A 12,665-nucleotide genomic window follows, 5' to 3' on the forward strand; every position below is an offset into this window, starting at 1 on the left:
AGCCTACCGCGATGCCGTTGGCGCCGCAATGGCGCCCGCCCGGCATCCGGCCGCGGCTTACTTGAACAGCGCGGCGTTCTCTTCCAGCACGGCGTCGGCGCACTGGGCGTCCAGGTTGCCACCCGGCGCGCCGGCCACGCCGATGGCGCCGATGACGGCGGTGCCGGCCTTGATCGGCACGCCGCCGCCCAGCAACAGGAAGCCGGGGATGTCGGTCAGATTGGCCGCGCCCGGGTTCTTCTGGGCGTTTTCCATCATGGCCAGCGTGGGCGTCTTGGCGGACACGGCGGTGAAGGCCTTGGCGCGGCTGGCTTCGATGGTGTGCGGGCCGGCGTTGTCGGCGCGGGCGAAGGCCTTGAGCAAGCCGGCGCGGTCCACGACCGAGGCGCTGACGTTGTAGCCCTTGGCCTGGCAGGCGGCGACGGTGGCCGTAGCCAGTTTCTGCGCATCGGCCATGGACAGGTTGCTTTCGGTCAGCACGGCCGCGTTGGCGGCGCCGGCGCAGGCGAAGAGGACGGCGGAGGCGAGGAGTTTGGGCGACATGTCTGTGTCCTTTCAGTGATCGATAACAGGAGCAGACAGGTTAAAGCGGGCGGACGGCCGACGGTATTCGGTCGGCTACGCTGGGGGCTCCGTAGGGCTACGGAGGCGGCGCTCGCGAGGCCGGCGTTTCCAGGTCCAGCAGCCCGGCGTACTCCCGGATCAGGCCGGCCAGCGTTTCCGCCTCCAGCTTGGCGAAGACGTTGGCCCGGTAGGTTTCGACCGTGCGCGGAGACAGATCGAACTCGCGCGCGATCTCCTTGTTGCTCAGGCCCTGCACGATCCGCTCCAGCACCTCGCGTTCGCGCCCGGAAAGCTTGTCCAGGCGTTCTTGCGCCGCCTGCGTGACCGCGAGCTTTTCGCGGTTGGCGATATGCGTGCGCACGGCCGCCTGCACCGCATCCAGGAAGACGTCGTCGTCCACCGGCTTTTGCAGGAATTCCATGGCGCCGCCCTTGAAGGCGCGGCGGCAGAGGTCGACGTTGGCATGGCCGGTCAGCATGACGACCGGCAGGTCGGACTGCTCGGCCAGCTGGCCCAGTACGTCCAGCCCGCTGATGCCGGGCATGCGGATGTCCAGCACCACGCAGCCGATGGACTGGGGCGTCAGTTGCGCCAGGAAGGCCTGCGGGTCGCCGAAACCCGCGCTGCGCAGACCCACGCTGCGCAGCAGCAGCGCCAGGCCGTCGCGCACGGCGTCGTCGTCGTCGACCAGGTAGACCAGCGGGGATTGTTCAAGCATGGGAAATTCCCGCGGCGGCCTGCCGGCCGCCTGAAAGGGGCAGGCTGACCGTGAAGCAGGCGCCCGCCGGGCTGAGGTTGTGCGCCGAGATGCGGCCATCCATGGACCCGGCCAGCGTGTCGCACAGCGCCAGCCCCAGGCCCATGCCTTGGGGCCGAGTGGTGTAGAACGGGGCGAACAGGCGCGGCAGCGCGTCCGCCGCGATGCCCGGCCCGGTGTCGCTCACGCTGAACAGGTAGTGCGCGCCGTCGGCGCGGCCCTCCAGCGAGATCTGGCGGGGCCCGGCGGCGCCGGCCAGGGCATCGGCGGCGTTCTGTACCAGGTTGTGCAGAATTTGCTCCAGCGCCACGCGGTCGCCCAGCGGGCGGGCGCCGGGGCTGGCGTTGTGCCAGCCGAGCCGGATGCCTTGCCTGGCGAGTTCGGGTTCGCGCAGAAAGCGCAGGGACGCCACCAGCGCGTCCGGGTCGAGGGCCTCGCGCCGCGCGGGCGGGCTGGGCTGTACCAGAGCGCGCATGCGGTTGATGATGTCGGCGGCGCGCTTGGCCTGTTCGGCGCTGGCCAGAAGCGCGTGGCGTACGGCGGGGCGCTCGTCTTCGTCGTCCAGCAGCCGTTCGGCGGCGCGGGTTTGCGCCAGGATGGCGGTCAGGGGCTGGTTGAGTTCGTGGGCAATGCCGGCCGCCATTTCGCCCAGGGTGCTGAGCCGCGCCATGGCGCCCAGCCGCAGCTGTTCCTGCTGCCGGCGGGCTTCGGCGCGCGAACGTTGCCAGGCCGCGGCGCCCGCGACCAGCAGGGCGCTGGCCAGGGCCCAGGCCGCCCATGCCGTCCAGGGCCAGGTGTCCGGCGTCAGCCGGCGTTCGCTGCGCATCTGGAAGGGCTGGCTGGCCGCGCCCAGCGGCTTCTGCAGCGCCAGGCTCCAGCCCGGCGCGGCGTCTCCGGGCTGCTTGTCGAGCAGGCGCAAGGGAGAAGCGCCCACCGACAGCGTCAGATTGGCGAGCCCCGGAGGGAAGTCGGCCGCGGGTATCAATTGCCGCGCGTCCAGCAGCAGGCTCCAGCCGGAGGGCGCCACCAGCCAGTAGCGGGCGTCGTCCACGGGCAGGGTGACGGGGCGGCCCAGCTGGCGGGCGCGCTCGACCGCCTCCGGCAGGCCGGGCGGTTCCGCCACGCTGCCGCTCCAGGCGCCGTTCGGCAGGTGCCCCAGCCCCAGCAGTTGCGGCAAGGCCGGTTGCAGGCTGGGGAACAGGCGTTCGGGCGCGGGGGGATGGGACAGGGCGGCCAGCGTGGCCAGGACGGCTTCGTGCTGCACCGTCTTCTGGCTCAGCATGCGCTGCGCCACGCTGGTGCTCTGCAGGAAGCGTTCGTGCTGGTCCACGTATTCCTGGCGGCCGATCCAGAAGGCGCCAAGGCAGAACAGGACCAGCCAGCAAAGAAGGGCGCTTGAGCGAGGCAGGGGATTCACGCCTGAAATTATGCCTCGCGACCGGCGCCCGCAGGAATCCGTAAGGCTACGGAGGGCGGGCGGTCAGGCTGCCAGTTTCTGGGAGCCGGGGTCGTCCGCCTGGGAACTGGCCGACACGGCGATCTGGTACAGCGCGGCGACCAGGTCCGATTGCGTCACCAGGCCCACCAGGCCGCGCGATTCATCCAGCACCGGTACGCAGTGCAGGCTGTCGGACATGGGCCGCGCCAGTTCGATGACGGGCAGGCCGGGCGTGGCGAAGGGCACCTCGCTGCGCATGCAGTCGGCCACGAGCAGGTCCGGCACGCCCGTGGCATCCGTGGCCACTGTGGCCAGGCGGTTGCGGCGCGCCAGCACGTCGCCTTGGGCGATCATGCCCGCGTAGCGCCCCATGTCGTCCAGCACGGGCAGCGCCTGCAGACGGTGCTTGTCGAACAGGCGCACCGCGTAATCCAGCGGATCGTGGGCGCGCACGGTAACCACGTCGCGCGACATGATGTCCGCGCAATGTATGTCGCCGAAGCGGCGTACGCTGGCGCGCAGTTCGGCCGCCAGCACGATCTCTTCCAGGTCTTCCTTGCTGATGTCCAGCAGCTCGCCACGCTGGTTCAGCGCCTCGTCCAGGTCGGTGAGGCTGAAGCCCAGCCGGGCGCTGGGAGCCAGATCGCGGGTGTTGTGGCCGCCGGCCGTGTCGGCATGGCGGCGCGGATAGTTGCGCTTGAGCGCGCCGTTGAAAACCACGGCGATGCACAGCAGGATGAGGGAATTCAGGGCCACCGGCCACAGGGCGAAGCCGTAGCCCAGGCTGGCGACGGACGGCCCGCCCAGCACGGCGGTCAGCGCCACCGCGCCGCTGGGCGGGTGCAGGCAGCGCAATGAGAACATGGCGCCGATGGACAGGGCCACCGCCGCGGCCGCTGCCACGCCGGGCAGCGCAATGAACTGGGCGCAGAACACGCCGATGAGGGCGGAGATGAGGTTGCCGGCCATGAGGGACCACGGCTGGGCCAGCGGACTGGCGGGCGCGGCGAACAGCAGCACGGCCGAGGCGCCCATCGGGGCGATGAACCAGGGGCTGGCGTCGCCCAGCGCGTGCCGGCCCACCCATTCCGTGCAGAACAGCCCGAGCAGCGCGCCCAGCGCGCCAAACAGCTTTTCGCGTCCATTGACGCCCACCGGCGCTGGCGCGAACGAGCCCAGCCAGCGCTTGATTGCAACACCCAAAACGATCTCCTCGCGACTTCAATTATGTCGCGGGGCGATAATTTAGCATGTGAAGCGTTGCGGTGCAGCATAAGCTTATGCCGCCCGCTGCAGTCAGGAGCGGGAGGGTTCCTCACCGATCCGCCCCAGCAGGCGGGTCAGCAGGGGACGCATGGCGCGCAATTCTTCCAGATGCGAGGCCGACAGGTCTTCCAGCACGCGCTCGGCCTTCGGGGTGAGCACCACTTCCACGCGCCGCCCATCTTCGGGGTCGGGCTCGCGGCTGACCAGGTCCAGGCGCGCCAGCCTGCCGACCAGTTCGGCGGCGGTGTGCGGACGGATCAACAGGCGCTCGGCGATTTCGCCCACGTACAGCCCGCGGCGGCCGGGCGCGCCCTGGCGGGTGCCCTTGATCGCCAGCAGTGCCTGATGCTGTTGCGGCATCAGATCCAGGCTGGCCGCGGCGCCTTCGCTGAAAACCGCGAAACGGCGCAGCGCGTAGCGGAAATCGGCCAGCAGTTCGTAGTCCGCGGCAGAGAGGCTCGTAGGGGATGGGGGTTGTCTCACCCGGTCGATTCTAATATATGTCGTGCTACGATATATTGATGCACCGCAAATTCCTGCGGATATCTCCCCGTTTTCCAAACATGCCACCCACTTCTTCTGCTGCCCGGGGCGCGCTGCGCCTGGGCGATTTCACTACCGACAAGCGTGTCGTCCTGCTCATGGGACTGGCCATCCCCGTTGGCCTGGCCAGCGTCGTGGCCGCCTGGGTGCTGCTGCGCCTGATCGCGCTGTGCACCAACCTGGCCTATCACGGCCAATTCTCCTTCGTCGACCAGCCCATCACCACGGGGCAGCTCGGGCTTGCGTCCGTCGCCATTCCCGTCGTCGGCTGCCTCATCATCGGCCTGATGGCCCGTTACGGTTCGGAGAAGATCCGCGGCCATGGCATTCCGGAAGCCATGGAAGCCATTCTGATCGGCAAGAGCCGCATCCAGCCCAAGGTGGCGGTGCTGAAGCCGGTGTCGTCGGCCGTGTCGATCGGCACCGGCGGCCCGTTCGGCGCGGAGGGCCCCATCATCATGACCGGCGGCGCGATCGGTTCATTGCTGGCCCAGACAATTCACCTGGACGACGGCGAGCGCAAGACCCTGCTGGTGGCGGGCGCCGCCGCGGGCATGACGGCGATCTTCTCCACGCCGCTGGCGGCGGTGCTGCTGGCGGTGGAACTGCTGCTGTTCGAATGGAAGCCGCGCAGCTTCCTGCCGGTGGCGATGGCCGCCCTCGTGGCCGCGGCGGCGCGCGCCTACATCCTGGATGCCGGGCCGATCTTCGCCTACTCGGGCGCGCTGGCGTTCACCCCCGCGCACCTGCTGGCCTGCGCCGCCGTTGGCGTGATTGCGGGGCTGGGATCGGGCGTGCTGACGTCGCTCGTGTATGCCGCCGAGGATCTGTTCGAGAAACTGCCCCTGCACTGGATGTGGTGGCCGGCCTTCGGCGGCCTGGCGATCGGTATCGGCGGCCTGATCGACCCGGCCGCGCTGGGCGTGGGCTACGACAATATCCGCCACCTGCTGGCGGGCGACCTGGCATTCCAGGCCGTGTTGCTGCTGCTGGTCGTCAAGGTGTTGATCTGGTCGATCGCGCTGGGATCGGGAACCTCCGGCGGGGTGCTGGCGCCGTTGCTCATTTTCGGCGGCGCGCTGGGCGCCCTGGCGACCCCGTTGCTGCCGCAGGCGGATGCCGGTTTCTGGGCGCTGCTGGGCATGGCCGCCATGATGGGCGGCACCATGCGGGCGCCGCTCACCGCAACGCTGTTCGCGGTGGAGTTGACCGGCGACGTCGGTGCGCTTCTGCCGGTGCTGGCTGCCTGCGTGTTCGCGTACGGCGTGACGGTCCTGCTGCTCAAGCGTTCCATCCTGACCGAGAAGATCGCCCGGCGCGGCCATCACATCAGCCGCGAGTACCGGGTGGACCCGTTCGACCTGCTGCGTGTGCGCGACGTGATGACCGTGCCGGTGCAAACCTTGCCGCAAGGCTGGACGGTGGGGCAGGCGATCGAGCATTTCACGACCGCGCAACCGGTCCACACGAGCTATCCGGTGCTGGACGACCAGGGACAGGTGATGGGCGAAGTGACCCGCGCGGACACGCTGGCCTGGGCGCTGGACGGCAGCCAGCATGAGCGGACCCTGGCCGATGCCTTGGAAGGCCGCGATCTGGTCTACGGCTATCCCGAGGAACTGGCCAGCCAGATCGCGGACCGCATGGCGTTGTCGGGCGCGGGCCGGGTGCCCATTCTGGACCGGGAGAGCGGCAGGCTGGTGGGCATCGTCGGACGTAAGGACCTGTTCCGGTCGCGCGCCCGCCGGCTGCGCGAAGAAAGCCAGCGCACCGCCTATTTCCGCCGGCCGCCGCCTTCGGGCGCCTGACGTCCGGAAGCCTCGGGCTGCCCGCCCACGCCCGGATCGCGCGGATTGGCCGCGCGCAATTGCCACAGCACGTCCAGCACATGCTGCGTGGCCCGCTCGACCTGTCCGGCGCGATGCGCGATCCCCAGCGGACGCCATAACGCGGGCCGCAGCGGGCGCATGATGATGCGCGGATCGGGCTGAGGCGCCGTGGCTTCGTGCGGCAGCAGCGTGGCGCCGTAGTCCGCGGCCACCAGGCTTTTGATCGCGTCGTTGTAGTTCAGCTGGATGCGCGGGCGCGGATTCAGGCCGGCGGCGGCGAACCATTCGGCCGTCAGGCGCGACAGCCGCGTGCTGGCATCGTTCAGGATCAGGGGCCGCTCGGCCAGCCAGGCCGGGGCGATGCGCGCGGGCGCGCGCCAGCTGGCGGGCAGGAAGGCCATGACCGGGTCGCGCCGCCACGGCCGCAGCACCAGGCCGTTCAGGGGCGGCTGCGGCAGCGCCACCAGCCCCACGTCCAGGGATCCGTCGGCCAGGCGCAGCAGGGTTTCCTGCGACGTCAGCACGGCGACCTGCACGTCGATGCCGGGATGGTGGCGTCCCAGTGTTTCCAAGGCCTGCGGCAGCAGATGGGCGATGGCGCCGGTCGAGGCGCCCAGCCGCACGCGTCCGGCCAGGCCCTGTACCTGGCGTTGCACGTCATCGAGCGCCTGGTCGGCCTCGGCCAGCAGGCGGCGCGCGCGCTCGAGCAGCGTTTCACCGATGGGCGTGGCGCGGATCTGGCCGCGCTTGCGGGTGAGGAGCGGCGCGCCGATGCGTTCCTCCAGGTCAGCCACGTGCAGGCTGACGGTGGGCGGGGCCAGGTGCAGGACTCGGGCGGCCTCGGCGAAGGAGCCCAGGTCCGCGATGGCGACGAGGGTACGGAGGCGGTCCAGGCTGATTTCACGCATGGGGTCTCGATCGATCGTTCAGTAGAACTGAATTGAACGATCATGATATTCGACTTTTGTTATGTCGCGTATCGATCGATGATGGCGTCTGCCATCCGCACACCTCTCTGATCCAGGAAGATCGCGCCATGACCAAACCTCTTGTTTTCATCGACGGCGACCAGGGCACCACGGGCCTGCAGATCCATGAACGCCTGCACGGGCGAGCCGACTTGCAGCTGGTGACGCTGCCCGAGGCCGAACGCAAGAACCCGCAGCGCCGCGCCGAGGCCATCAACGCCTGCGACGTGGCGATCCTGTGCCTGCCCGACGAGCCGGCGCGCCAGGCGGCGGCTTCCATCGTGAATCCGGCGGTCCGCGTGATCGACGCCAGTTCGGCGCATCGCACGGACGCGGGATGGGTGTACGGCTTTCCCGAAATGAATGCGGACCAGGGCCGGCTGATTGCGCAGGCCCTGCGCGTGAGCAACCCGGGCTGCTATCCCACCGGCGCCATCGCGCTGCTGGGCCCGCTGGTCCGGGCAGGCCTGGTGCCGGCCGATTACCCGGTGGCGGTGCATGCGGTATCGGGCTATTCGGGCGGTGGGCGCGCCAGCGTGGACGCCTACGAAGGGCCCGGCGGACCGCAGGGGCCGGCGTTCCAGCTTTATGGGCTGGGCCTGGCGCACAAGCACACGCCGGAAATCGAACGGCACGCCGGCCTGACGGCGCGGCCGGTCTTCGTGCCCGCGTACGGCGCCTTCCGCCAGGGCATCGTCCTGACCGTGCCGCTGCAATTGCGCCTGCTGCCGGCGGGCGTGGACGGCCAGCGCCTGCATGAATGCCTGCATCGGCACTATGCCGGCGCGGCGCACGTGCAGGTGGTGGCGCCCGAGGACGCGGCGGGGCACACGCACCTGGATCCGCAGGCCTTGAACGGCACCAACGATCTGCGCCTCGCGGTATACGGCAATGCGCAATATGGCCAGGTCCTGCTGACGGCCGTGTTCGACAACCTGGGCAAGGGAGCGTCCGGCGCGGCCGTGCAGAACCTGGACCTGATGCTGGCCGCGATGGGGTAACGCCGGCAGGCCCGGGCCGGCTACCTGCCGGCGCCGGGCGTGCGGATCGCTTCCAGGCGCTGGGCCAGCGAGGCCGTGGACAGCTCGCCGACCCGTAGGCCGGTCAGGCGTCCCTGCGGGTCCAGGAACAGCGTGGCGGGCAGGCCGCGATTGCTCATCGCGCGCGACGCCTCGCCAGCGGGGTCGACCAGCACGTTGCGCAGCGTCGGCGCATGCCGCTGCAGGAAGCGCGCGATGTCCTCCGGCGATTCGGCCTGGTTCAGGAAGACGAAGTTCACGTCGGGATGCGCCGCCTGCGCCGCGGCGAACGCGGGCATTTCGCGCCGGCAGGGCGGGCACCAGCTCGCCCATAGATTGATCACCGTGGGCTTGCCCTGGAACGCGGCAAGGGTGGCGGGCGAGCCATCCAGCTGCTGCAGGGCCAGGGCGGCCAGTTCAGGCCGCGCCTCGGGCGCGGGCGCCAGCCAGCGGCCGCCGCCGATCCAGACGGCGCTGGCCAGCGCAAGCGCGCCAAGCAGCGCGGGCCGCGGCGCCTTGCGGCGGATCGCCGCCAGCAGCGCATAGGCCCAGGCCGCGCCCAGGCCGGCCATGCCGGTCCAGCCGCCGTCGCGCAGGTCCAGGATCCGCAGCAGGTTGGGCTGATAGTGTTCGCGGTATTGCCAGACGAAGGCAAGGCGCGCCACGGCCAGGCCGATGATCAGGGCCCGCCAGAGCACCGTGCCGAGTTCGGCGGAGCGTGCGCGGCCGAAAAGGCGCGCCGCCAGCAGCCCGGCCAGGGCGGCCGCGGCCAGCACCGCGAGTTCGGTGGGAAAAACCAGCGGTCCGATGCGGATGGCCGGGCTCATGCGCCGTCCTTGCCGGGCGCGGCGGTCCTGGCCGCCGCGCGGCCTGTGTCGTTGCGGTCGATATCGATGCCCATGGCTGCCGGTCGTGTCGTGAATCGACCGGCAAGCCTAGCATGGCCCGGCTACAGCGCCGCCACCAGCCTTTGCATGAAGGCATCGCACTCGGCCAGTTGCGCGCGGGAGATGTATTCGTCCGGCTTGTGGGCCTGCACGATCGAGCCCGGGCCGCACACGACCACGGGAACGTCCAGGTGACGGGTGAACAGCCCGCCCTCGGTGCCGAAGGCGACCTTGGTCTTGGCGGCGCCGGCCGGCAGCAGGGATTCGACGAAACGCACCGCCTCGCTGGCGAGGGGCGTGTCCAGGCCCGGGTAGGCGTTGACCTCTTCGATCCGGATGTCCGCGGCGGGCGCATGCAGGCGGGCCTGCTTGCGGATGTCGTCGGCGGCCTGGCGCAGCGGAGCCAGCAGGACGGCCGGATCGTCCTGCGCCAGGTGGCGGATCTCGAAATCGACCACGCATTCGTTGGGCACGATGTTCAGCGCGCGGCCGCCGTGGATGCAGCCGGCGTGGACCGTGGCGTAGGGCACCTCGTAGGCGGAGTCGCGCGCGCCGCGGGCCCGTAGGTCATCTTGCAGCGCGCGCATGGCGCCGACCAGGTCGCAGGCCAGGTGGATGGCGTTCAGCGCCCGCGGCGCCAGCGCGGAATGGCCCTCGAGCCCCAGGCAGAGGGCGCGCAGGGCCGCTTTTCCCTTGTGGCCGGTGGCGATGCGCATGGACGTGGGCTCGCCGACGATGCACAACGCGGGCCGGCCGGGCGCCATTTCCATGACCTCCAGCAGCCGGCGCACGCCGACGCAGCCGATTTCCTCGTCATAGGACAGCGCCAGCTGGAGCGGCCGGCGCAGCGTCCGCCCGCTGGCCTGCACCATGGCGTTGACCGCGCAGGCCACGAAGCCCTTCATGTCGGCCGTGCCCCGGCCGTACAGCAGGCCGTCGCGCGCCGTCAGCGCGAAGGGCGGCAGGGTCCAGGCCTGCCCGGCCGCGGGCACCACGTCCGTGTGCCCCGACAGCAGCACGCCGGGCACGCCCGCCGGGCCGACCGAGGCATACAGATTGGCGCGCGTGCCGTCGTCGCTGCGCACCAGGGTGGAAGCGATGCCGTGCGCGGCCAGCAGGTCGCGCACGGCTTCGATCAGCGCCAGGTTGGGCGTGAGCGTCACCGTGTCGAAGGCGACCAGCCGCGCCAGCAGCGCCTCGGAGGGAGTCGGCATGGCGCGATCCTCAGCCCGGAATGACGGCGGTGACGTCGATTTCGACCAGCCATTCCGGCCGGGCCAGCGCCGAAACGATGATGCCGGTGGAAACAGGGAATACGCCCTTGAGCCAGCGGCCCACGACGTTGTAGACCTCTTCACGGTAGCGCACGTCGATCAGATAGACGGTGAGCTTGCAGATGTGGGAGAGCTCGCTGCCGCATTCCTCAAGCAGCATCGCCACGTTGGCCATGGCTTTTTCGGCCTGGGCGGCGACGTCGCCCACGCCTACCGATTCCCGGGTATCCAGATCCTGGCCGATCTGGCCGCGCAGGAATACCGTGTTGCCGGCGACCACGGCCTGGCACAGGTCGTTGTCCAGCCGTTGTTCGGGATAGGTTTCGCGCGTATTGAATTTGCGGATGCGGGTGTGGGCCATGTCTGGATCCTGATGGGTGGGGGGCCGGGCGGTCGCCCGCCCGGGCGTCAATGGGGAAGAATCTTGGAAAGGAAGCGGCGGGCCTGCGGGCTGGCGGCGTCGCGGAAGAAGCGGTCGGTGGGGCTGTCCTCGATGATGGCGCCGTCCTCCATGAAGACCACGCGGTTCGCCACGCGGCGCGCGAAACCCATCTCGTGCGTCACGACCATCATGGTCATGCCTTCTTCGGCCAGTTCCACCATGACGTCCAGCACCTCATTGACCATTTCGGGGTCGAGCGCGGAGGTCGGCTCGTCGAACAGCATGGCCATCGGGTCCATCGACAGCGCGCGGGCGATGGCCACGCGCTGCTGCTGACCGCCCGATAGCTGCCCCGGATGCTTGCCCGCATGTGCCGACAGCCCGACGCGCTCCAGCAGCGCGCCGGCCTTGCCGCGCGCGGTGCCGACATCCCGTCCCAGCACGATCTGCTGCGCCAGCGTCAGGTTGCGCAGGATGTCCAGATGGGGGAACAGCTCGAAGTGCTGGAACACCATGCCGACCTTGGTGCGCAGCTTGGGCAGGTCGGTGGCTGCCGTTACGGAGGCGCCGTCGATCAGGATGTCGCCGCCCTGGATGGGCTCCAGCGCGTTGACGGTCTTGATGAGCGTGGACTTGCCGGAGCCCGACGGCCCGCAGACCACCACGATCTCGCCCTTGTCGACGCGGGTCGAGCATTGCTTGAGCACGTGGTGGGCGCCGTAGTACTTGTCCACCCCGCGGATCTCGATGATGGGTGCGGGCGCGTTCATTTGTCGTAGTGCCCCGCGCGGATGGAGGCGCCGATGAGGTTCAGGATCAGCCGGCCCGCCGTGATGCACGTAATCTGGTTCAGGTCTTTCTCGGGCTGGATCTCGACGATGTCCATGCCCACTACGCGGCCCTTGCGCACCAGCCCGTGGATCAGCTTGCGGGCCTGGAGGAAGGTGACGCCGCCGGGCGCCGGGCCCGCCACCGCCGGCATGATGGTCGGGTCCATGCCGTCGGCGTCGATCGTCAGGTAGTAGTTGCCGCCGTCGGGAATCCGCTCCAGCACGGCGTCCATGCCGATGTCGTGCAGTTCGTAGGCGGTGACCAGCTCGGCGCCGTAGGCGCGCGCGGCCTCCATTTCCTCGGGCCGGCCGCTGCCCTGGGCGCGCAGGCCGATCTGGATGATGCGGTCCACATGCGCCATTTCGGATGCGCGGCGGATCGGGCTGGACAGTCCGTCGCGCACCCCGTTGACGTCGTCGCGCCAGTCCAGGTGGGCGTCTATGTGGACCAGCGTGATCGGGCCCTTCTGGTCCAGGCCGCGCAGGATGGGCGTCGTGATGCCGTGGTCGCCGCCCAGCACGATGGGCACGGCGCCCGCCGCGGCGATGCGGCGCACGGCCGTCTCGGCTCGTTCGTAGTGTTCGCCGCGCGGCTTGGACAGGTCCGGGATGATGTCGCCGCAGTCCACGAAGCGGATGTCCTCCCGGCCCTGCAGCAGCGGGCCGTCGATGTCGAAATCGTAGTGGCCCGGGCGGCGCACGACGCGGTCGGTGGCCTGGCGGATCGCCGTCGGCGCATTGGTCTGGTCGTTGCTGAAGTCGGCGGCCGAGTAGGGCGAGCCGTAAGGCATGCCCAGGACGGCGATGTCGGCCTGCAGATTGTCCAGGTCGAGCGCCAGCGTGGAATACAGCAGGGTCGGGTGGCCGGTGCGGGGAGGGACCGTATAGGTGCTCATGTTCTCGTTTCC

General features: G+C 70.0%; 12 protein-coding genes and 1 pseudogene. 2 read left to right on the forward strand and 11 right to left on the reverse strand.

Annotated features, from left to right (window positions below; translation table 11 throughout):
- Positions 1-57 precede the first annotated feature (57 nt).
- The 5 genes from AGI3411_RS16555 to AGI3411_RS16575 form a co-directional block, all read right to left on the reverse strand.
- The gene (locus tag AGI3411_RS16555) at positions 58-543 is read right to left on the reverse strand and encodes a GlcG/HbpS family heme-binding protein (RefSeq protein ID WP_129528460.1); all 486 of its coding nucleotides are present in this window, start codon (positions 541-543) and stop codon (positions 58-60) included.
- Positions 544-640: 97 nt separating this feature from the next.
- Positions 641-1,282, reverse strand: a complete 642-nt coding sequence (locus AGI3411_RS16560; protein WP_129528461.1) for a response regulator transcription factor — start codon at positions 1,280-1,282, stop codon at positions 641-643.
- A complete protein-coding gene (locus AGI3411_RS16565) occupies positions 1,275-2,738 on the reverse strand; it encodes a sensor histidine kinase (protein WP_129528462.1) in 1,464 nt (487 codons plus the stop codon). Before AGI3411_RS16565 ends, AGI3411_RS16560 begins: the two co-directional genes overlap by 8 nt.
- A gap of 63 nt (positions 2,739-2,801) precedes the next feature.
- The gene (locus tag AGI3411_RS16570; protein ID WP_129528463.1) at positions 2,802-3,962 is read right to left on the reverse strand and encodes an HPP family protein; all 1,161 of its coding nucleotides are present in this window, start codon (positions 3,960-3,962) and stop codon (positions 2,802-2,804) included.
- 93 nt (positions 3,963-4,055) lie between these two features.
- Complete coding sequence (locus AGI3411_RS16575; protein WP_129528464.1) at positions 4,056-4,508, reverse strand: MarR family winged helix-turn-helix transcriptional regulator; 453 nt, start codon at positions 4,506-4,508, stop codon at positions 4,056-4,058.
- Between the two features lie 80 nt (positions 4,509-4,588).
- Between AGI3411_RS16575 and AGI3411_RS16580 the strand changes: the two genes are divergently transcribed.
- Positions 4,589-6,376 (forward strand): chloride channel protein, encoded by a 1,788-nt coding sequence (locus tag AGI3411_RS16580; protein ID WP_129528465.1) that lies wholly within the window; start codon positions 4,589-4,591, stop codon positions 6,374-6,376.
- A gap of 47 nt (positions 6,377-6,423) precedes the next feature.
- On the opposite strand, the pseudogene AGI3411_RS16585 reads toward AGI3411_RS16580, so the two are convergent.
- Positions 6,424-7,305 (reverse strand): annotated as a pseudogene (locus AGI3411_RS16585) (LysR family transcriptional regulator); the annotation flags it as partial.
- A gap of 128 nt (positions 7,306-7,433) precedes the next feature.
- On the opposite strand from AGI3411_RS16585, the gene argC reads away from it, so the two are divergent.
- Entirely contained in the window at positions 7,434-8,366 is a 933-nt protein-coding gene (gene argC, locus AGI3411_RS16590; RefSeq protein WP_129528466.1) for an N-acetyl-gamma-glutamyl-phosphate reductase, read from the forward strand.
- A 20-nt stretch (positions 8,367-8,386) separates the two neighbouring features.
- Here the strand turns inward: argC and AGI3411_RS16595 are convergent, their stop codons facing one another.
- The 5 genes from AGI3411_RS16595 to AGI3411_RS16615 form a co-directional block, all read right to left on the reverse strand.
- On the reverse strand, positions 8,387-9,211 hold the full coding sequence (locus AGI3411_RS16595; RefSeq protein WP_129528467.1) for a TlpA family protein disulfide reductase: 825 nt from the start codon (positions 9,209-9,211) through the stop codon (positions 8,387-8,389).
- 122 nt (positions 9,212-9,333) lie between these two features.
- The gene (gene argE / locus AGI3411_RS16600; protein WP_129528468.1) at positions 9,334-10,485 is read right to left on the reverse strand and encodes an acetylornithine deacetylase; all 1,152 of its coding nucleotides are present in this window, start codon (positions 10,483-10,485) and stop codon (positions 9,334-9,336) included.
- 10 nt (positions 10,486-10,495) lie between these two features.
- Positions 10,496-10,906 (reverse strand): RidA family protein, encoded by a 411-nt coding sequence (locus AGI3411_RS16605; protein ID WP_129528469.1) that lies wholly within the window; start codon positions 10,904-10,906, stop codon positions 10,496-10,498.
- A gap of 47 nt (positions 10,907-10,953) precedes the next feature.
- Complete coding sequence (locus AGI3411_RS16610; protein ID WP_129528470.1) at positions 10,954-11,697, reverse strand: amino acid ABC transporter ATP-binding protein; 744 nt, start codon at positions 11,695-11,697, stop codon at positions 10,954-10,956.
- Positions 11,694-12,653, reverse strand: a complete 960-nt coding sequence (locus AGI3411_RS16615) for an agmatinase (protein ID WP_129528471.1) — start codon at positions 12,651-12,653, stop codon at positions 11,694-11,696. The genes AGI3411_RS16610 and AGI3411_RS16615 overlap by 4 nt, the downstream gene beginning before the upstream one ends.
- Positions 12,654-12,665: the final 12 nt, after the last annotated feature.

The sequence above is a fragment of the Achromobacter agilis genome (assembly GCF_900496965.1).
In the GTDB taxonomy this organism is placed as follows: domain Bacteria; phylum Pseudomonadota; class Gammaproteobacteria; order Burkholderiales; family Burkholderiaceae_B; genus Achromobacter; species Achromobacter agilis.